The organism is Borrelia miyamotoi, assembly GCF_019668505.1.
GTDB lineage: Bacteria > Spirochaetota > Spirochaetia > Borreliales > Borreliaceae > Borrelia > Borrelia miyamotoi.
The window spans coordinates 186,765-206,441 of record NZ_AP024371.1 but is presented as its reverse complement, the minus strand read 5'-3'; the positions used below and the strand labels follow the sequence as shown (position 1 = coordinate 206,441).

The window sequence follows — 19,677 nt, the reverse complement described above, 5'->3', positions numbered from 1 at the left end:
GCATTATTCTTGACTAGAAGTTAAAAGTTTAAATTCATTACTTTTGAGTTCTGATATGTTGTGCCTTAATTCAATTTTATCAGCATTTTTTAATGGATTTTTCGTAATTGTTCCATTTTGTTTTTTTATGATAATTTCTTTGGCTTCAATATTCATTAGTATGTCTCCAATTTTATAGAATTTGTCCTTTTGTTTTATAATGGATAAAATAGGCAAAATACCTATTGTATATTCAAGGACAACTGCTTTAAATAGAAGTTCATTGCAATTTTTTGTGTATACGTCTAATATATCTCCATAATCGAATGGTGCAAGCACTTTCAGAAAATTTTTTAGCATTTCGACATCAAATTTTTTGTTTTTTAAGTATTCTTCTGGTTTGTCTTTTTTCCAATGGTATTTATCACTGTTTTCTGTTAAAAATTTAATAGCCTCTAAGGGATTAACAGGTTCTTTGATGATTATTGGATTAACCATTTCATCATAAACGTCTATTATGCAAAATATTCTAGTAAGTTCATGGGTAAATTTTTTTATTGTTGTTTTTGAATCATTTTTGATGTTAAGATAATTTTTTTGTCCGTTTATCATCATCTTTGTAATGGCAGAAATATCTTCTCTCATTCTAAATAGATTTTTGGAAACATTGACACTTTGTTCTAAAATTTCTATTTTAGACACATATTTTTCTCTTATGTATTCATTCTTAAGGCTAATCTTTTCTCTTAATTCTTGTAATATTGTGGTATGCATGAGTCCGATTGGATGTAATAGTACTCCAAGTGCAGCTTGTAATATAGTATCATTATCATAAAAAAATTCTGTGAATTCTGTTAATTCTGATTTGTCAATAAAAAATTTTGATGTTAAACGTGGAGCATTTTTTCTTGCCCTTTCTTTATTTAACTGTGCAATGGTTATTAAAAAGTATATTGTGGTATCAATTGCATGTAGCAATACAGAATCGCCTTCTGTTTTTACTTGCCCTCTGAAGAATTCATAATCTCTTCTAATTGAGTATAGGTATAGCTTTTTTATTGTTCTTGTACTATTAAGATTATCTTTATTTCTAATTTTTTGGCAATCAAAGTAATTATATATTTTTGATAGTATCTTTTGAATAGATATTATTTTGTGTTTTGGTAAAATATTTGAGCTGCCCTCAATTATTGCCTTATGGTAAATTGGATCAGGTTCTTTTTCCATGAGAATATTTAAATTAATGATTGTTTTTGTTCCGGCAATTGTAAATATTTTGTCTTTTTCTGAAAATGGTTTATATATGTCTTTTAAAACTTCTGCTAGGTCTTCCTTTAAAAAATTGATTTCATTATTTAGAAGTTCGTCATTAACTATATTTATTAGCTTTTCATATGGAATGTTATTGTAATTATTTATTACTGGTACACATGAGACATTACCTTTGTTGAGAACTTTAATTATCTTTTCATTTATTCTTGTACTTAACTTAGCCAGATTTCCAATATTTGAAAAGATTATGTCATTTTCTGTTAGATCTTCTACTTTTTTTGTTTCTTTAAGAATCATTGAGAGTCCTTTTAAAGCCTTCAATATCATTTTCTAAGATAACTGAATTTGTGAGATAAGAATTTAGCTCTATATTTTGTCAATTGAGATATAGTCATATTTATTTTACATAGCCTTCAACAATAGAGGAGTAAAGTCTATTTGCTCCTTTAAATTTTGGCTACATTACATACAAAAATCTTTAACTTACATAATACCGCCGAGGAGAATCGAACTCCTGACACAAGGATTTTCAGTCCTTTGCTCTACCAACTGAGCTACAGCGGCTAGGTTTTTTTTAAGAGCATAGTTTTTATTAACAGAAATAATTCTTTCATAAACAAGATTTTTTGTCAATAAAAAAGTGATTTTTAATTTTTTGTGTAAATAATTTTATTTGTTATTAAATTTAATCAGCTTTATTTTTCGTCTGTTTCTTTTAAGTTTAGGGATATATTAGTATTTATTTTCTGTTTATTAAGGCAATAATTATTGTCTTAACTTTTGAAATTTTTTTACTGAAATGATTACTTATTTGTATCATAGTATCATTATCTTTGAAATTTTTTGCGAAAATGGGCTTCATACTAAAAAATAAGTATTTACCCATTTTGTATGATTTATTTTTTAGTATGTAAATATTTGAAAAAATCCATATCTGTTGAAAATATTTTTCGTTTATCTTTAAGTGTAATTTTATAACTTTCTAGTGCTTGCCAAAATTTGTAAAATTCAACATTTTTTTCATAAGCATTTTCGTAAATTTTTGCAGCCGTAAGGTCTCCTTCAGCTTTAGTTTTAGCTGCTTCAGCTCTTGCTTCGCTTAATAATTTTAACTTTTCTTTTTCAATGCTACCAAGGATTTTTGTTTGCTCAGCGATTCCCATACTTCTTTGCTCTTCTGCAATTTGTTGCCTTTCTGAAATCATTCTGTTATGTACAGAGTCAATTAAACTTAGATCATAACCAATTTTTCTGATAAGTACATCTACAATTTCAATTCCAATGTCTTTTGTATTGTTATTAGAAACTTTAATTATTTCATTTTCAATTACTTTTCGACCCTTTGTGATTTTGTATGTTGTGTTATTTTTAATTTCTTCTGGTATTAAAACTCCATCAGATAGACGTTGGATTGGATTATTTGAGCTTCTTATGATTTCAAGTAAAGGATATTTAGCGATAACACCTCTAACGGCAGGCTCAATAGCAGCGTTGATTCTTGTATAAGCTCTGTCCATTGTTTTAATTGCGGTATAGAATTGATTAATATCTGAAATTCTCCATCTAGCAGTTGCGTCTATCCAAATTAATTGCTTTTCTTCCCCTCCTGTTGGGATTCTTTGAGGTTCTCCATCCCATCTAAGTATATTTCTGGGGAATATTTGTACATTTTCAATGAATGGGATTTTATATTTAAGTCCTGCTGTATTTTCAGTTCTTTCAATTCTTCCAAGCCTTGTAGTAATTGAAATTTCATTTTCTTTTAATATATAGATTGGTTGTACGATGGCTAATAGTGTTAATACCAATATTAATACAGAAGCTAAAATTTTGGTAATGGAGAATAAGAATTTTAATATGTGCTTCATTTATTTGACCTCCTTAAATGGCAGGAAATTGTTTAAATTTTTGTCAATTATTTCAATATTATCTTTATTTTCTAGAATTTCCCTCATTGCTTCGTTATAGATTCTCTCTATTGTAATTTCTGGCGCTTTGGTGTACGAGCTAAGGATCGCATTAAAGATAGCAGTTTCAGCTAATGCATTATTTATTCTGTTTACTTTGTATCCTTGAGCTTCTTCTATCAGTTTAAGTGCTTCCCCTCTAATTTTTGGGATAACTTGATTAAATTTTTTCTTTCCCTCATTAATGAATTTATTTTTGTCTTGGATTGCAATGTTAACATCTTCAAACGCTTCGTAAACTTTTCCTTTGGGGGGCATAGCATTTCTGATTTGTACTTGAACAATATCAATTCCTAAGTTATATTTCTTTATAATTTCATTCATAGAAATTTTTACCCCTTCTGTGACACCAACTCTGTTGTCATTAATTATCTCAAAAATAGTATTGTCACCAATTAATTTATTCATTGATGATTTTGCAATGTCTTTTATGGTTTCTTCTGGGTGTTCTACCTTAAACATGAAAGAATATGGGTCACTAATTTTATATTGTACTAACCATTCAACATTGATTATATTTAAATCACCGGTAATAATTATTCCTTCATCCTCGCCTGAATAAGTTGCTGTTTTATTGTTTGTATTAAAGCCAAATTTAACTTCTTGTACTATCTTTACTGGTACAATAACCTTGTCTTCAATTAATGGAATTTTTATATATATGCCTGATTCAAGTGTTCTATTTAACTTACCAAGACGAAGAACAATTGCTTCCTCAGATGGTCCAACTATAAAAATATTTGAAATGGCTATTATTAATATTATTACTAGTACAATTAGTGTGATCATATAATCATATGTTTTATTAAGAAATTTTGTGATATTGTTTAGCATTTTTCCTCCTTTTGTTATTCATTCCTAAAGAATTGTGGATTTTTTGATTAAATCCTTTATATTTTGATATTGCTATCAGATTGAGCTTTGGGTTTAAGTTGGATTTTAAATAATGAAAAAGTATTTTCCAAATATTTTTGTTCATTTTCATTCCTTTTCAAGTTTTTTGAATGTTATTTTTTTTATTTTATGATTCTGGATTTCTTCTATTAAATATTCTCCATGTTCTGTATTAACTTGCTCTCCTTTTGTGGGTATTTTATCAAGTAAATCCATGATATAGCCTCCAATTGTGTTTATGTAGTCTTTGTGTTGAATTTTTATTCCAACTGTTTCTTCAATTTCATCAAATGTAGTCTCGCCAGATATTAGATAAATATGTTCATCTTTTTTAGTAATGAGTTGTTTTTCTTCTTCGAAATCATATTCATCAAATATTTCTCCAAAGATTTTTTCTACTATATCTTCTATTGTAAGTATTCCTGAAAAGCCTCCATATTCATCGATAACAATGGCCATTATTTTTTGTTTTTGTCGCATTACATCTAGTATATCTTTTATTCTTTTGTTTTGTTGTACAAAAACAGCAGGTTTGACAAATTTAATGATACTTTTTTCAAGTTTTTTTTTACTGATTTCAATTAAGTCTTTAGTTATTAAAATTCCTATTATTTGTTCTCTATTTTGACCTTTATATACAGGAATTCTGGAATATCCTTCTTTTTTAATTAATTTAATTTTATCTTTTAATTTTGATGTGCTTGATAGTAAGAATACTTTTGTACGATGTGTCATAATTTCAGATGCTCTGACTTCTCCTATGTTTAGCATTTTCTGCATGAATATTCTGTCATCATTTTCTAAAATTCCTAGTTTTTCTGCTAAAGATAACATGTTTTTTATGCTATCTTTAGTCATTTTTTGACTTGCTTTTATTTTGCATAGGCTTAGTAAACCTTTAACTATTCCATTAATTGCGTATATTATTGGTGTTAATATAATTGTTAATATCTTGAGTAAAATTGAAGTTGATAAAACTATACTCTCATTATTTAGAATAGCAATTTGTTTAGGAAATATTTCTGAGCATATAAGAACTATTATTGTTATGATTCCAGTCGATAAAGCAAGTGCATTGTGTCCATATTTGTCGAGAACAAATTTTGTTGTAAGGGCACTTGCTGTTATATTTGCAATATTATTTCCGATTAGAATTGTTGTTACAAGTTTTGATGGATTTTGAGCTAAGTGATATACAATTGTTCCTAGTCTACCTTTTTTCTTTATATCTTGAAGTTGAATCAAACTTAATGACGTGTAAGCTGTTTCTGATGCTGAGAAAATTGCTGAGAGAATTATGGATGTTAATATAATTATTAATTCTAACATAGTTATTATTTTAGTTTATCTTTAAGGTATTTTCTTTAATTTTGTTTATCTTTATAAAATATTTGTCTTGATTTTAACTTAAAGATTATAAGGCGTCGACCGGATTCGAACCGGCGAATCAAAGTTTTGCAGACTTTTCCCTTAGCCACTTGGGTACGACGCCGCATTAAATATTACTTAGTTTATTAAAAAATATTTAAATTGTAAACAATATCTATTGATCTTTTGTGATTTGATGATTGGATTTTATGTTTTTTGAATATTCTATTTTTTGTATTTTTCTATAAAAATAAATTTTATTTTTGTAATATTTATGAATATGAATAAAAAAACTCTTAATAATATTTTATCTAGGTTAGATAAGGATCTAGTAAAGGGGATTCGAGGGTCTTGCAATGTGGAAATATTGGGACTTACATATGATTCAAGGAATGTTTTATCTAATTTTGTGTTTTTTGCTCTTCCAGGACTTCATTTTGATGGTCAAGAGTTTATTGGTGAAGCAATTCAACGGGGCAGCAATGTTATCGTTCATACTACTGATGTTGATTTCTATTATTCCAATGTAACATACATTAGAGTTGATTCTTGGAATATGAGGAGATTTATGTCAAATTTTTCTCATATTTTTTATAATGAGCCTTCAAAGAAGCTTAAGATTATTGGTGTTACAGGAACCGATGGTAAGAGTTCTGTTTGTTTTTACATCTATACTTTACTAAAGGCTATGGGTGTTAAGGTTGGGTTTATTTCAACGGTATTTTTTGAAGATGGAAGCGGGACTTTGGTTAAAAATCCTTATAGACAGTCAACTCCAGAGTCAACAGAAATTCATTTAGTTCTTAGTAAAATGGTAGAGAATAATATTGAATATGCTATTATTGAATCTACTTCGCATGGGCTTGATTTTAGGACATCAAGACTTATTGATATTGCATATTCTGTTGCTGTTTTAACTAATGTTACCCATGAGCATCTTGAATTTCATGGGACTATTAATCATTATTTGAATGCTAAACTTAGCCTTTTTTCTTCTGCAAATGATAATGGTGGTTTTGGTATTATCAATATGGATGATGATAATTTTTCTCTCTTTTTAAATTCTATTAATAGAGCTTATACATATAGTTTAAGGAATCAAAGAGCTGATTTTTTTGTAAGTAGGATTAATGAACAAATAAATTTTACTGAGTTTGAATTTTATCATAAAAACATTAAATATGATGCTAGAATTAATTTGATTGGTAGCTTTAATGTCGAAAATGTTATGGCGGCTTTAATTGTTGTTAATCAAATTATGTGTGTTGATATTGCAGATCTTACTGATAAGCTTATTAATATTGAGGGTCTTTGTGGACGAATGCAGGGTGTTGATTTTGGACAGGATTTTTCTTTAATTATTGATTATGCACATACACCCGGGGCTTTTTTTAAGATTTTTCCTATTTTTAAAAGATTATCAAAGAATAGATTGATTTCTGTTTTTGGTTCTGCCGGAGAGCGAGATGTTATCAAGAGAAGATTACAGGGAGAAATTGCCAATAGATATTCAGACATCATAATACTTTGTGATGAGGACCCAAGAGGTGAAGATAGTATGCAAGTAATTAAAAACATTGCGGAAGGAATTTCAGAAAAGACTTTAAATAAAAATTTATTTTTCATTCCTGATCGGAGAAGCGCAATTGAAAAGGCAATAAGTATTGCATGTACGGGTGATTTGGTGGTTACTCTTGGTAAGGGGCATGAACGTTCAATAATATATAAAGATAAAAGTATTTTTTGGGATGAAGAAGCTGTTATTAAGGATATTATTTTAAATATGAATTAAAGGATTTGATACTATGAGAAAAAATCTTATGTTAATATTTGGAGGAGTTTCTTTTGAGCATGAAGTTTCTCTTAGATCTGCTTATGGGATTTATTCAGCTCTTGTGAAGATTGATAAGTATAATGTATTTTCAAGTTTTATTGACAAATATTCTGGGGTTTGGTATTTACTGGATTCTATTCCTGATGATCCTGCATTAATTAAAAGAGATAGTTCTGCCATTATTAGTTTAATTCCTGGTTGTGGAATATTTGTTAATAATAGGGATCTTAAAATTGATGTTGTGTTTCCTATTGTGCATGGGAGAACAGGTGAGGATGGGTCTATTCAGGGACTTTTAAAAATGATGGATATTCCTTGTGTTGGTTCTGGTATTTTAGGCAGTGCTATTGCTAGTAATAAGTATTTCTGTAAGCTTTTACTTAAAAGTTTTAATCTTCCCTTAATTCCTTTTGTTGGATTTAGAGAATATGATTATCTTTTAGATAAAGATGGGATAAAAAAAGATATAAGTCAAAATTTGGGATATCCTGTAATTGTAAAACCAGCTATGTTGGGGTCTTCAATTGGGATAAGTATTGCATATGATGATACTCAGATTGAAAAATGCATTGAGGAAGCTTTTAAGTATGATTTAACAATTATAGCAGAGAAGTTTATGCAGGTAAGAGAAATTGAATGTTCTGTTATTGGAAATGATCAGATTAGAATATTTAGTCCTGGTGAAATCGTCATACAAGATTTTTTATTTTATGATTATGATGCTAAATATTCTACTATCCCTGGAAATTCTATTATATTTGATATTCCTGCTCATCTTGATACTAAGCATTTGTTAGACATTAAGGAGTATGCATATCTGACTTATAGATGTTTAGAGCTTAGGGGTATGGCAAGAATTGATTTTTTAATTGAAAAAGATACTGATTTAATTTATATTAATGAGATAAATACAATTCCAGGATTTACAGATATTTCAATGTTTTCTAAGATGTGTGAACATGATGGTCTTGATTATGAATCTTTGCTTGATAAATTGATAACTTTAGCTTTTCAGAGTTATGAAAAGAAAAAGAATAACATTGATTTTAGGCCGTTATAAAGCTAATTTAGTTGTAAATTTTTTAAATTTTTAATTTCTTTGTCATTTTGAAGCTTAAAAAATTTATCTTGATCGTATTTTGCAGACTTTGGAAGTGTTCCGGAATACTTTATTGCATATGAATAATCTATGTTGATATTTTTGACTTCTTTTTTGCTTTCTTTATCATATATTTTTAGGTAATGTTCATTAATATCAAAGTGAGCAAATGCCTCATATTGAATTTCTTCTTGAGATTTAATAGTAAAAGTTATGTTTATTGCATTTGATTTAATATTATTTATTGTGAATATGATCTTGTTAGATGCTATTTTATAGGGTGTATTGCTTTGATATATTATGAGTTCAGATGCATTTTTTAGAAATAAATTAATTTGTTTGGCAATCTTATTTGTGGCAATCTTAATTTCATAGATAGTTCTCTCAGCTGCATCTGTTTTTTTAAAAGATAAATCTATTAAATCTTCTTGTATTTTGATTTCTTTTTCTGCATGCTTTTTATTTTTGTTTAAATTTATATGGAAATCTTTTGTTGATATTTGAATTGTATTTCTATTTTCTTGTAAGTATTCTATACTAATTTTGTTAATTTTTTCTGGAAAACTTATTATTTGATCTACTTTTATTGTTGAAATTTTGTCTATATTGTATGATATTATAGTAACGGCAATTATTAAGAGAAAAATGATGGATTCAATTTTCTCAGATTTTTTAAATTCTTGCTTCATTGCTGTGGTTTTGTGTTTTAGGTGTTCAGCAATATTGGTAAGTATTACTGAGAAGAGTGATATTGCTATGAAATAGCTTAGTGCAATCGGTTTTGATATCATTGAGGTTGTTTGTATTGATGTTATTATCATAAAATTTGTTATCCAAATAAGCATTATTACTATATTTTTTAAAATTTTTATTTTGTTAGGAATAACTAGTATTAGTATATTTTTTAAAATTATGATTAAAATAAATTCTATTTTGATGTATAATAACATAATAAGCTCAATAATAGAGATTACTATTGCTAAATGTTTGAGTTCTTTAAGTGTTAAGTGTATTTTAAAATTATATGTGAGGTAAGATATAAGATTAAAGATGAATAATGTGAGAAAGAAATTTACTAGATATATTGGATTTATAAAGTTATAGTCTATGAAATTTTCATAGACAGTCAGCATTTTAGTTGTGATTAAAGTGGAAATATATGTGCTTAAGAATAAGATAAAAAATAGTTTTATTATTTTGTGGTAGTTTTCTTTGGTCTTTCTAAGGATAATACTAGTTTTTTTAAATCTTTTAATGAACATTAAGATAATTAAATTATAAATAGCATATATTATTATTATAAGAGTGTTTTCATTTATTATGCACTTTTTAAATGGAATATTTATGATGATATAGTGCAGAGCATTTTCTTTTAGAATGTTTTTTTTAGCTTTGATTGTGTCTTCAATTGATTTATAAATGTCACAAAGATTGTTATTCTTTAGATATTTTAAGAGTGATTGCTCCCTATTATTGTTTATTATTAAAATTGGAATTTCTTCTTTTAAATATAGGTTGTATATTTCGTTGGTATTTTTATCATTTATTTTTGATATCTTAAAATTTACTTTATTGCTATCAAATGTTTTTATTAGTATTTCCAAAAAGCTTAGACTTGTTTTTGAGTTTATTATGTTTGATTGATTTTTAAATTGTATTGGATTATTTTCTTTTTCTGCATTTAACATTAGGTATATTGTATTTGTATTCTTTTCAATTAAATTATTATTTAATAATAATCTACTGCTTATTGTTGTTATTTGTTTGTGTGAATCGTCTTCTATAAAATAAATATTTATGTTGTTTTTAATTTCTTTGTTCTTCAAATTATTTAGTAGCGTGATTACAATTGAAATTGCTAGATCATTTTTTAAATCATATTCTATCTCGACTGGTACAATGATATTATAAGTATTTTTTTCTGTTCCTTTTATTTTTACGTGAATTGTTTTTTGTGAGTATCCAATAAATCCAATTTCTTGTAGTGAGTGTTCTTTGTATTGAATCTTATTTTTGAGAAAGTATTTTTTTATGTAATCATAAATATTTTTTATTCGTTGTATTTTTTCTGGGGTTTTATTTAGTGTGTTGATTTTTGTGATATGTTGCCTTATTTGATCGTTACATTGTTTTGTATCTTCTGCTTTGATTATTTTATGTGAAATGAATGTATGTATTAATATTAAGAATATCCTAATTATCATAATTTTTAATATCTTCTTCTACTTGCATTATTTGGAGTACATTGGGGTTTGCTTTAAGTAAAGCGAAGATCATTGATACTTTTTTGGCATTTGATGAGATAATTATATTAATTATTCCATGTCCATTTCCACAGTCTTCTATTTTCTCGCTAATGAGTCTTACTTCAAAGGTTGTAAAAATATTATCTAGATAATTAAAAAGACCTTTTAAATTTTTTAAGAATATTATGATATGGTACACTTTTCTTGTTGGGGTTGCTTCCCATTCTACTTCAACAAGATGATTTTTTTTCTGATTTTGAATTTCTTTACAATTTTCTTTGTGAACTACGATTGTGTCTTTTTGTATTATTCCAGTAATGTCTTCCCCTGTTGATGGGTTGCAATCAGAAGCTATTGTAGTACTTTTTAATTTGGATTTTGTTAAAGATTTGAACAGACTAAAGAGTCTTTTTTGTTCCTTATTTTCTCCAATGAGATATGCAATTATGTTATTGTCTACAAATATTGTATTATCATTTTTATTAAGCCAAGATCTAATTTTTGAACGTGCTTTTTTTGTTCTAACGCTATTAAGCCAAATTACATCAGGTTTTGCCTCTGAAGAGGTGAATATTTCAACGATTTGTTCGTTTTTTAATGGTTTGGTTAGTGAGCTAATTTTTCCATTAATTTTTGCATAAAGAGCTTGATCTCCAATGTCTGTGTGTATTGTGTATGCAAAGTCGATTGAGTTTGAGCCAAATGGAAGTTCTACTATTTCTCCTTCTGGTGTATAAACATATATAAATGTGTTTAGGAGTTCTTTATATATATCATGCATTGAATATTGGTTTTTATTGGCTGATTCTTGTTGCCATTTTTTGATTCGGTTAATGAATGATATGTCATCGGCTTTTAATTCAGCTTGTTCTTTGTAGAGCCAATGAGCTGCAACACCATATTTAGCAATTTTATCCATTTCTTCTGTTCTAATTTGTATTTCAATTAATTGGTTATCTTCAGGTATTCTAACAGTAGTATGCAAAGATTGATATTTATTCTCTTTAGGGATTGCTATATAATCTTTTAATCTACCAGGTATTGGTTTCCAAACTTTATGTACAATTTCTAATATTTCATAGCATTCTTTTTGTTGTTTACAAATTATTCTTATTCCTAGAGTATCAAAAATTTGAGAAATGTTATTATTTCTTGTTTTCATTTTTCTAAAAATTGAGTAAAAATGTTTTGAACGAACTGTAATTACAACATCAATTCCTATTTTTTTAAGTTCTTTTTCTATTATTAATTTTCCCTTATATAATTTTTTTTCTCTCTCTATTTTTGTTGCAGCTAGAAAATTTTTGATCTCTTTGTATTCTTTTGGATAAAGATATTTTAATGATAAATCTTCAAGATATATTTTTAGAGATGAAATACCAAGTCGCTCTGCAATTGGTACGTAAGTGGCAAGGCAATCTTTTGCAATTCTTTCTCTTCTGTTTTTAGGTAAATGAGAAAGAGTTGCCATATTATGTAATTTATCAGCAAGCTTTATGATTATTATTCTAATATCATGAGTCATTGCAAAAAACATTTTTGAAAAGCTATTTGCTTCTTTAATTGCTCTTGTTTTATTGTGTAAGTCATGAATTTTTGTTACACCATCAATTAAACTTAAAACTTCTTGATCAAACTCTTCAATTATTTTTTCCTTAGCCACGCTTGTATCTTCAAGAACATCGTGCAATAGACCAGCTATTGTTGTTTTAAAGTCTAGTTGAAATTTTGTGAGAAATAATGCAACCATTATTGGATGAATTACATATGGATCTCTACTTTCTCTATATTGTCCGTAGTGTAATTGTTCTGATATTTCAAGAGCTTTAAATATTAATTTTTTTTGAATTTCATCTTGATAGTTATTATTGACAGTTTTTCTAAAAATGTTTTTTAGTTTATCAATATCATTAATTTTAAGTAAATATGCGATTTCATAAACTTGTATCATGATTTATTCTTAGGATCAGTCCTCTCTCTCTGCTTTCAATGTCATATATGGTTTTTAAATATTTAAAACCTTCTTGAATTGCAAACTTTTTTAAAGATTTTGTTTGCCATGGAGCCATTTCTATTATTAAGAGTCCATTCTGGGCGAGCTTATATTTTGCTTGTCTTATTATTTTCTTTGAAATTTCAAGTCCATCTTTTCCAAACCCCAAAAGAGCTAGCCTTGGTTCTTTTGCTAATTTTTCCTTTGTTTTGAGTTCATCTTTATTTAAGTAAGGAGGATTAGTGATTATTAGCTCAAACTCTTTACCTATACATTTTAACAGATCTGAGTGTTGTATTTCTATATAATTTTCTAATTTTAATTTTTGTTTGTTTTTTGACGCTACTTTCAATGCTTTGATAGAAATATCTGATAGTGTTACTTTGAGCTTACTATAATGTGCAATTGTTAAACCAATGCATCCACTTCCGCAACATAAGTCTAGAATCTTGCTTAAGTTGTTCTTTTGAATTTGTATTAAGGCTTCTTCTACTATGCATTCTGTATCTGACCTAGGAATTAGTACATGTTTATTTATATAGAATTTGATTCCCATGAATTCTTTTGTTCCAAGTATATGATGTATGAGAGTTCCTGATTTTATTTTGTTTATTTGATGTAATAATTTATTTTCCTCTTGTTTTGTTAATTTCTTATTTATATTTGCAAGAATTATTTCTTTCCGATTTTTTAAGATTTTTTCAAGTAGTAACAAAATTTCAAGAGTATTTAAGTTATATTTTTTTGCATTTTTTATAGCTTCATTTATTGTCATTAGCAAAATTATATTGGGTTATCTTTTAATGCTTGCTCTTGAAATTTTATAGCTAGTGTGTCTAGAAAAGAATCAAGTTCTCCCTGCATAATTTCTTCTAGTTTATAAAGGCTAATATTTACTCTGTGATCTGTTATTCTGTTTTGTGGGAAATTGTATGTTCTAATTCTTTCAGACCTATCACCTGAACCTACTTGTTGCTTTCTGTCATTTGAGCGTTGTTCTTGTTTTTTGAGTGCCTCAAATTCATAGAGTCTTGCTCTTAATACTTTCATAGCTTGATCTTTGTTTTTATGCTGACTTCTTTCATTTTGACATTGTACCACGAGGCCTGTAGGTACATGTGTGATTCTGACAGCAGAGTCTGTTGTGTTTACATGTTGGCCTCCAGCACCAGAAGATCTGTAGACGTCTATTCTTAAATCTTTTTCATTGATTTTAATATCGGTGTCTTCAACTTCAGGTAGTACAGCAACGGTTGCTGCTGAGGTTTGAAGTTTTCCGTTAGATTCTGTTATAGGAATCCTTTGAACTCTATGTACTCCGCTTTCATATTTTAATTTTTTAAATACATCTTTTCCCTTTATTTCAAAGCTTATTTCTTTAAGTCCGCCAAGTTCCGTTTCGTTAAAGTTAATAAGATCTGTTTTCCATTTTTTCTTCTCAGAATATTTGATGTACATCTCGTAGAGATTATTTGCAAAAAGAGCAGCTTCTTCTCCTCCTGTTCCAGCTCTAATTTCAATAATTATATTTTTACTGTCATTTTCATCTTGTTGTAATAGTAATATTTTGATTGTGTGTTCAATTTCATTTTTTTTAAGATTTAAATTAGTCAATTCTTGTTCTACTAATTCTTTCATTTCTAAATTTTGTTCTTCTACCAGAATTTTTTGATTTTCATCGATTTGGTTTAATATCTTCTTGTATGCGTCTTTTTTTTCTTTGATTTTTTCTAAATAATTATATTCTTTTACTATTTTTGCATATTCTTTTTGATTTTTAATTAGATTTGTATCTTTTAATTTTTCTTCAAGTACTTTTATTTTATCTTCCATGGGACTTAATTTTTTTAAAAACATCCTAATTTTCTCCTAGTAAGGTAGTAATATTTTATCCTATTTTTGATTTTTTTTTGTTATAATTGCCCATGAATTTTATCTAAATAGGCTTATATACAATTTAAATAAATAAGTTTAAGTGTACAAAATTAAGTATATTTTTTTAATTTTTTATATAATATGTTTATTGAGATTGGATGTTAAAGATTTGATTAATATCTTGATGTGTTTATATATAAATATAGCTTATATGTTTTTTAAGATAGCATATATGAAGTGAATGTTATGTCTTTAATAAACCAGTTAAAAAGGGGTATTTATGTTAGACAAGAAACTTTTAGATAATTTTGAGGACATCTCACAAATTTCTGATAATGAGCTTCTTGATGTTACTGAAAAGTCCAAAAGGGGATATCAGCTGATAAAAGAAGAGAGACTGCTTGAAGCAGAAGCATTGTTTAATGATATCTTGGAGAAGGATGATGATAATAATTATGCTCTTGTTGGACTTGGGGACATTGAAAGGAAGAAGCTAAACTTTGGTAATGCTATAATTTATTATCAAAGATGCCTTGCCAAACATTCAAATAATAATTATGCACTTTTTGGTTTAGGAGACTGTTATAGGAGTTTAGATGATTATAAAAGGGCTACAGATATATGGGAAGAGTATTTAAAATATGATCCTGAAAATATTACGGTTCTTACGAGAATTGCTTCTTCTTATAGAAAATTAAAAAATTTTCAAAAATCTAGACAATCATACTTAAGAGTCTTAGAAATTGTGCCTGATAATGATTATGCTCTTGTTGGTATTGGACATTTGTATTATGACTTTAAGGAATATAAGGAAGCCTTGAAGTATTGGCTTAAAATGTATGAAATAAATCAAGTTAAAATTGATGTTCGTGTTTTAACTTCGATTGGTAATTGTTATAGGAAATTAAAGGAATTTAGTAAAGGAATTTATTTTTTTAAAAAGGCTTTGGAAATTTCTCCTAATAATTTTTATGCTATTTTTGGACTTGCTGATTGTTATAGAGGAAATAAAGAGTATCATGAAGCCTTAAAATATTGGCTTTCAATAATAGAGCAAGATTCAAAGAATAATTTGGTTTTAACAAGAATAGGAGATACATACCGATATTTGAAAGATTATGAGAATTCACAGCTTTATTATAAGAAAGCTCTTGATGTTGATTTTGATATGTTTGCTATACTTGGTCTTGCACTACTTCAAAAAGAACAGGGGAAGTATGAAGAGGCATTGGTTGCTATTAAAAATTTGATAAAAACCAATCCTAAGAATTCAATATTATATATAAATGCTGCTGAGTGTTATGAGGCATTAGGTCAAATTGAAAATGCTATAGATATTTTATCAAGTTTCTTGCAACTTGGTATGAAGAATGTTACCATTATTGACTACATTAATAATCTTAATAACCTTAGGAAGAAATTAGATGTATGAAGCTTGATTTTGAAAGATCTGTTTTTTTTAAGAAGTTAATAGATACTCATGTTCATTTCAATGAACTTAAGAAAGGTTCTATAGATATTCATTATGTTATTAATGAATGTTTTAGAAATGGGTTCTCTTATTTTATTGATGTTGGCTTGCATCCTAGTGATTTTTATGAGAGAAAACAACTTTTAGATACCTACTCTCATATTGCACTGACAGCTGGAATTCATCCTTTAAATAAGGCTTTCAGAGATGATTTTGAATTGCTTGAAAGGATTTTATCAGAGGAGGATGTTGCTGCTATTGGTGAAATTGGGCTTGATTATTTTAAAGCGGATAATAAAAGTGAGCAAATTGAGGTTTTAAGTATTCAGTTAGATTTGGCTAAGAAATATAAAAGGCCTGTCATTTTGCACGTTAGAGAGGCTTATGATGATATTTACAATATTATTAAATCTTTTAATTTTATGAATAGAGGAATATTGCATTGTTATTCTGGTACTTATGAGCATGCTAAAAAATTTATTGATCTTGGATTTAAGATATCTTTTGCAGGTAATTTAACTTTTACAAATTCAGATTCTTTAAGATCAGTCTTAAAAAAGTTAAGTATTAAAGATATTTTAATTGAAACAGATAGTCCATTTTTGGCGCCAGTTCCTTTAAGAGGAAAAATGAATGCTCCAATCTTTTTGGGGTATATATGTCTTGAAATTGCAAAAATTAAAAATTGTAATTTGGACAGTGTTGTCTCTGTGTTATTTGATAACTTTAAGGATTTATTTAAAGATTCAATTTGTTAATTATTATCTTAAATAATTGATGTTTCTTTTTCATATTTTTCATATTCATTTATAAATTTTGGTCCAACATTTTAGTCAATATATACAGATTATTAGCCAATTATTTAGGTAATTTTTAATTTTCAATATAATGTAATGTGCTTTGAATATCATGTTTATGTTGTTTTTTTATAAATATTAAATTCGTATTGGAAGTTTTTAGTAATTTTTTTTACTATTTCTATTAAATTCAATTCATTAATGCCAATTATATATTTTGTATGAATTTTTTTTAAATCTTTTTTATTGCTTCCAATTAATATGAAGTCTATTTTTTTAAAAAAAGTTGATTCTGATAATTTTTTTAAAAAAACATGATTATTCTTCATTGAAAATAGGATAACTCTTGTTATCTTGGGAGTAATCAAATTTTTTAAGTACGGGATGTTTTTGTGATCTATCACAATAATGTTTATATTCTTCTCTTTTGCATTTTTTTTCAAGTGCTCTGAATCTTCTTTGTTTAATGTGTGATCTGTCATTATTAATGAAGTCTTTAAATCTGTTGATGAGTCGTTGAATATAAAATCTATTGCTTTTTTTAATGAAAATTTGATTTCAGAGAGGTAGAAAGTTTTTTTTTTAATTTTATTGTCACTGAATATTGTATTACTTGGTTTATGTGTAAGGAGTATCTTTTTTATATTTTTTAGTTTATCTTTAATAATTTCGATATCTTTTTCATTGATAAATAGTACTTCTTCTTGGATAAATGGAGCATTTTGAATTTTGAAGAAATATTCTGTTGGATTTGAAAAAATGATGACATAACTAAAGTCTTTATTTGCGATTTTATTGTTTTTACAATCAAAAAATAGAAATAAAGTTATTGTAATGATAAAAATTTTTATTGTATGTAGCATTATTTTGTAGTTCTAATAAATTTTTTATTCAAAATTGAGATTCCCAGTATTATTATTAATATAGTTAAAGCATAGGCTTGTGCGTTGGTTAAAATTAATACTTTTAAAAGTGTAATTATTGCTTCTAAGATTAAAATGGGAATGAAAATTAATTTATACCCATTTATGTTTTGTGTCATATTAAGATGTATTCCTTTTGTACATATGCTTGCTGTAGATATTAGTTCTAGTATATGTAGAAGGGGTATTTTAATGTACTCATATGTACCAAAAACTTTACTGTTTGTGATAATTAGTTCTAAATTTTTAGAGAATATTAATCCAAATGCAAAATATGTTAAAAATATTGGATTTTTTTTAAGCAGTGAATTTGGATTGAATGTAAAAAAAAACGTGAATATAAATAATGGGAGAACATAATAATATATTTGCTCTTTAATAAATATTGAAGATGCTAGACTAAATTTTGTTTGGTAGTTTATTAGCAGGGTTTTGTATAATATGAATTCTTCTGTTAGGTATAATAAGGAAAAAATGGTCATAGCAGATAGTATTAATATTGCATGAATATAACTCTGTTTGATTAATTTTAGATGAGAATGTTTTATTTGCATGTATATTTTAAAGGCTAAAGGCAAGCTTACTAGCAAAAATATATTCATAATAATTAAATTTTACTTTTAAATTACTCATTAATCAATTGATTTTTATTTTTTGGAATTTTAGAAGATCTTTTTATTATTGTTCTTAATAGATATGTGTTCGAATTTACTTTTTAATTAAGGTGTATTAAAATTAATTATTAATTAATGCTATTTGAGGAGTGCGTATTTTTAGATGATAAATAGGAATTTCGGTAAAGATAGAGATAGAGTAAGGTCAGGAGATAAAGAGTTAAGAATTAATCATAAAATTAAGGCTCATGAGGTTAGAGTGGTTTTTGATGATGGGACTCAATCTGTTTTGTCAATTGAGGACGCTATTAGACGTGCTAGGGATGTTGATCTTGATTTGGTTGAGGTTTCTCCAAATGCATTGCCTCCCGTTTGTAAAATAATTGATTATGGAAAATATAAGTTTCATCAGGAAAAGCGTCAAAAAGAACAGAAGAGGAATCAGAAAATAATTAAACTTAAAGAAGTTAGGATGCAGCCAAAAATAGATACTCATGATCTTGATTTTAAGTATAGAAATATTTTAGGATTCCTCAAAGAAGGTAATAAGGTAAAAGTTACTATAAGATTTAGGGGACGTGAGCTTGCTCATACTCATTTGGGCTATGGAATTTTAGAAGGTATTCTTGAAAGGGTGGGTGATTCTAATTATGTTTTAGAGTCACCAGCTAAGATGGAAGGCAAGACAATGTTTTTAATTATTGCACCTAAGTCTAAGAAGTAATTAATAAGGAGATATGAATGCCAAAGATGAAGACATGCAAAAGTGCGAGAAAAAGGTATGCTTTTACTTCAAGAGGTAAAGTCAAACATAAAAAGCAAAATTTGAGACATATTTTGACAAAAAAGTCTGCAAAGAGAAGAAGGAATTTAGGTAAATCAGGTTTGGTTTCGATTTCTGAAATTAAGCGAATCAAAACCTTATTACCTTATGCTTGAACATTTAAGGAGATTATATATGGCTAGAGTTAAGAGTGGCATGGTTCATGTTGCAAGGCGAAAAAGGATTTTAAAGAAAACAAAGGGCTTTTGGGGGACTAAAAAAAGTAATTATAAGAAGGCTAAAGATACTCTTCGTAAAGGTATGATGTATGCTACAAGAGATAGAAAAAATCGTAAGAGAGATTTTAGAAGTTTATGGATTGTAAGAATTTCTGCGGCTTTAACAGGTATGGGAATAAATTATTCGAGGTTTCTTGAAAGTTTGAAAAAGACTAATATTAAGCTGAATAGAAAAATTTTGTCTAATTTAGCGATTGAAGATATTGAAGCTTTTAAAAAAATTGTTTATGAGATAAAAAAATAGGAATTTCCTGGGAAGTTTAATTATAGAAATTAGAGTTAT

17 protein-coding genes and 2 tRNA genes are annotated in these 19,677 nt (G+C 27.1%); 7 read left to right on the top strand and 12 right to left on the bottom strand.

The annotated features are described in order from the left end of the window. Positions 1-3 precede the first annotated feature (3 nt). The 6 genes from K5Q05_RS00980 to K5Q05_RS00955 form a co-directional block, all read right to left on the bottom strand. A complete protein-coding gene (locus K5Q05_RS00980) occupies positions 4-1,548 on the bottom strand; it encodes a hypothetical protein (protein ID WP_025443922.1) in 1,545 nt (514 codons plus the stop codon). A gap of 194 nt (positions 1,549-1,742) precedes the next feature. Then, positions 1,743-1,815, bottom strand: a tRNA-Phe gene (locus tag K5Q05_RS00975). A gap of 332 nt (positions 1,816-2,147) precedes the next feature. After that, entirely contained in the window at positions 2,148-3,119 is a 972-nt protein-coding gene (gene hflC / locus K5Q05_RS00970; RefSeq protein WP_025443923.1) for a protease modulator HflC, read from the bottom strand. After that, complete coding sequence (gene hflK, locus K5Q05_RS00965) at positions 3,120-4,052, bottom strand: FtsH protease activity modulator HflK (RefSeq protein WP_025443924.1); 933 nt, start codon at positions 4,050-4,052, stop codon at positions 3,120-3,122. A gap of 147 nt (positions 4,053-4,199) precedes the next feature. After that, entirely contained in the window at positions 4,200-5,441 is a 1,242-nt protein-coding gene (locus K5Q05_RS00960) for a hemolysin family protein (RefSeq protein WP_025443925.1), read from the bottom strand. 90 nt (positions 5,442-5,531) lie between these two features. Next, positions 5,532-5,604: transfer RNA gene (locus K5Q05_RS00955), tRNA-Cys, on the bottom strand. 156 nt (positions 5,605-5,760) lie between these two features. On the opposite strand from K5Q05_RS00955, the gene K5Q05_RS00950 reads away from it, so the two are divergent. Together K5Q05_RS00950 and K5Q05_RS00945 are read left to right on the top strand one after the other, a co-directional pair. Continuing rightward, positions 5,761-7,272 (top strand): UDP-N-acetylmuramoyl-L-alanyl-D-glutamate--2,6-diaminopimelate ligase, encoded by a 1,512-nt coding sequence (locus K5Q05_RS00950; RefSeq protein WP_025443926.1) that lies wholly within the window; start codon positions 5,761-5,763, stop codon positions 7,270-7,272. A 13-nt stretch (positions 7,273-7,285) separates the two neighbouring features. Beyond that, the gene (locus K5Q05_RS00945) at positions 7,286-8,374 is read left to right on the top strand and encodes a D-alanine--D-alanine ligase (RefSeq protein WP_044003442.1); all 1,089 of its coding nucleotides are present in this window, start codon (positions 7,286-7,288) and stop codon (positions 8,372-8,374) included. A gap of 2 nt (positions 8,375-8,376) precedes the next feature. On the opposite strand, the gene K5Q05_RS00940 is transcribed toward K5Q05_RS00945, so the two are convergent. From K5Q05_RS00940 to prfA, 4 genes are read right to left on the bottom strand one after another with little or no spacing between them, the layout of a single operon-like run. After that, on the bottom strand, positions 8,377-10,617 hold the full coding sequence (locus tag K5Q05_RS00940; RefSeq protein ID WP_025443927.1) for a ligand-binding sensor domain-containing protein: 2,241 nt from the start codon (positions 10,615-10,617) through the stop codon (positions 8,377-8,379). Further along, the gene (locus K5Q05_RS00935; RefSeq protein ID WP_025443928.1) at positions 10,607-12,610 is read right to left on the bottom strand and encodes a RelA/SpoT family protein; all 2,004 of its coding nucleotides are present in this window, start codon (positions 12,608-12,610) and stop codon (positions 10,607-10,609) included. Before K5Q05_RS00935 ends, K5Q05_RS00940 begins: the two co-directional genes overlap by 11 nt. After that, the gene (gene prmC / locus K5Q05_RS00930) at positions 12,594-13,427 is read right to left on the bottom strand and encodes a peptide chain release factor N(5)-glutamine methyltransferase (RefSeq protein ID WP_025443929.1); all 834 of its coding nucleotides are present in this window, start codon (positions 13,425-13,427) and stop codon (positions 12,594-12,596) included. Before prmC ends, K5Q05_RS00935 begins: the two co-directional genes overlap by 17 nt. Positions 13,428-13,435: 8 nt before the next feature. Further along, the gene (gene prfA, locus K5Q05_RS00925; RefSeq protein ID WP_025443930.1) at positions 13,436-14,509 is read right to left on the bottom strand and encodes a peptide chain release factor 1; all 1,074 of its coding nucleotides are present in this window, start codon (positions 14,507-14,509) and stop codon (positions 13,436-13,438) included. Positions 14,510-14,807: 298 nt separating this feature from the next. Between prfA and K5Q05_RS00920 the strand changes: the two genes are divergently transcribed. Both K5Q05_RS00920 and K5Q05_RS00915 read left to right on the top strand, forming a co-directional pair. After that, positions 14,808-15,959 (top strand): tetratricopeptide repeat protein, encoded by a 1,152-nt coding sequence (locus tag K5Q05_RS00920; RefSeq protein WP_025443931.1) that lies wholly within the window; start codon positions 14,808-14,810, stop codon positions 15,957-15,959. Beyond that, on the top strand, positions 15,956-16,756 hold the full coding sequence (locus K5Q05_RS00915; protein ID WP_044003444.1) for a TatD family hydrolase: 801 nt from the start codon (positions 15,956-15,958) through the stop codon (positions 16,754-16,756). The genes K5Q05_RS00920 and K5Q05_RS00915 overlap by 4 nt, the downstream gene beginning before the upstream one ends. Before the next feature lie 155 nt (positions 16,757-16,911). Here K5Q05_RS00915 and K5Q05_RS00910 read toward each other — a convergent pair whose 3' ends face one another. Both K5Q05_RS00910 and K5Q05_RS00905 read right to left on the bottom strand, forming a co-directional pair. After that, positions 16,912-17,658 (bottom strand): hypothetical protein, encoded by a 747-nt coding sequence (locus tag K5Q05_RS00910; RefSeq protein WP_099497105.1) that lies wholly within the window; start codon positions 17,656-17,658, stop codon positions 16,912-16,914. After that, complete coding sequence (locus tag K5Q05_RS00905) at positions 17,658-18,320, bottom strand: hypothetical protein (RefSeq protein ID WP_044003446.1); 663 nt, start codon at positions 18,318-18,320, stop codon at positions 17,658-17,660. The genes K5Q05_RS00910 and K5Q05_RS00905 overlap by 1 nt, the downstream gene beginning before the upstream one ends. A 175-nt stretch (positions 18,321-18,495) precedes the next feature. On the opposite strand from K5Q05_RS00905, the gene infC reads away from it, so the two are divergent. The 3 genes from infC to rplT are packed head-to-tail and all read left to right on the top strand — an operon-like array spanning position 18,496 to position 19,638. Beyond that, positions 18,496-19,056: a translation initiation factor IF-3 gene (infC, locus tag K5Q05_RS00900; protein WP_020954579.1), complete on the top strand. Its 561-nt coding sequence runs from the start codon at positions 18,496-18,498 to the stop codon at positions 19,054-19,056. Positions 19,057-19,073: 17 nt separating this feature from the next. Beyond that, the gene (gene rpmI / locus K5Q05_RS00895; RefSeq protein ID WP_025443934.1) at positions 19,074-19,271 is read left to right on the top strand and encodes a 50S ribosomal protein L35; all 198 of its coding nucleotides are present in this window, start codon (positions 19,074-19,076) and stop codon (positions 19,269-19,271) included. Positions 19,272-19,290: 19 nt separating this feature from the next. Continuing rightward, a complete protein-coding gene (rplT, locus tag K5Q05_RS00890) occupies positions 19,291-19,638 on the top strand; it encodes a 50S ribosomal protein L20 (RefSeq protein ID WP_025443935.1) in 348 nt (115 codons plus the stop codon). The last annotated feature ends 39 nt before the right edge of the window (positions 19,639-19,677 follow it).

What these genes read in the sequence shown, in the direction of transcription:
- K5Q05_RS00945 (WP_044003442.1), top strand. Translation starts at nt 7,286, where the DNA reads ATGAGAAAAAATCTTATGTTAATATTTGGAGGAGTTTCTTTTGAGCAT.
- K5Q05_RS00915 (WP_044003444.1), top strand. Translation starts at nt 15,956, where the DNA reads ATGAAGCTTGATTTTGAAAGATCTGTTTTTTTTAAGAAGTTAATAGAT.
- infC (WP_020954579.1), top strand. Translation starts at nt 18,496, where the DNA reads ATGATAAATAGGAATTTCGGTAAAGATAGAGATAGAGTAAGGTCAGGA.
- K5Q05_RS00920 (WP_025443931.1), top strand. Translation starts at nt 14,808, where the DNA reads ATGTTAGACAAGAAACTTTTAGATAATTTTGAGGACATCTCACAAATT.
- K5Q05_RS00910 (WP_099497105.1), bottom strand. Translation starts at nt 17,658, where the DNA reads ATGCTACATACAATAAAAATTTTTATCATTACAATAACTTTATTTCTA.
- K5Q05_RS00950 (WP_025443926.1), top strand. Translation starts at nt 5,761, where the DNA reads ATGAATAAAAAAACTCTTAATAATATTTTATCTAGGTTAGATAAGGAT.
- hflC (WP_025443923.1), bottom strand. Translation starts at nt 3,119, where the DNA reads ATGAAGCACATATTAAAATTCTTATTCTCCATTACCAAAATTTTAGCT.
- K5Q05_RS00935 (WP_025443928.1), bottom strand. Translation starts at nt 12,610, where the DNA reads ATGATACAAGTTTATGAAATCGCATATTTACTTAAAATTAATGATATT.
- rplT (WP_025443935.1), top strand. Translation starts at nt 19,291, where the DNA reads ATGGCTAGAGTTAAGAGTGGCATGGTTCATGTTGCAAGGCGAAAAAGG.
- hflK (WP_025443924.1), bottom strand. Translation starts at nt 4,052, where the DNA reads ATGCTAAACAATATCACAAAATTTCTTAATAAAACATATGATTATATG.
- K5Q05_RS00905 (WP_044003446.1), bottom strand. Translation starts at nt 18,320, where the DNA reads ATGAATATATTTTTGCTAGTAAGCTTGCCTTTAGCCTTTAAAATATAC.
- rpmI (WP_025443934.1), top strand. Translation starts at nt 19,074, where the DNA reads ATGCCAAAGATGAAGACATGCAAAAGTGCGAGAAAAAGGTATGCTTTT.
- prmC (WP_025443929.1), bottom strand. Translation starts at nt 13,427, where the DNA reads ATGACAATAAATGAAGCTATAAAAAATGCAAAAAAATATAACTTAAAT.
- K5Q05_RS00940 (WP_025443927.1), bottom strand. Translation starts at nt 10,617, where the DNA reads ATGATAATTAGGATATTCTTAATATTAATACATACATTCATTTCACAT.
- K5Q05_RS00960 (WP_025443925.1), bottom strand. Translation starts at nt 5,441, where the DNA reads ATGTTAGAATTAATAATTATATTAACATCCATAATTCTCTCAGCAATT.
- prfA (WP_025443930.1), bottom strand. Translation starts at nt 14,509, where the DNA reads ATGTTTTTAAAAAAATTAAGTCCCATGGAAGATAAAATAAAAGTACTT.
- K5Q05_RS00980 (WP_025443922.1), bottom strand. Translation starts at nt 1,548, where the DNA reads ATGATTCTTAAAGAAACAAAAAAAGTAGAAGATCTAACAGAAAATGAC.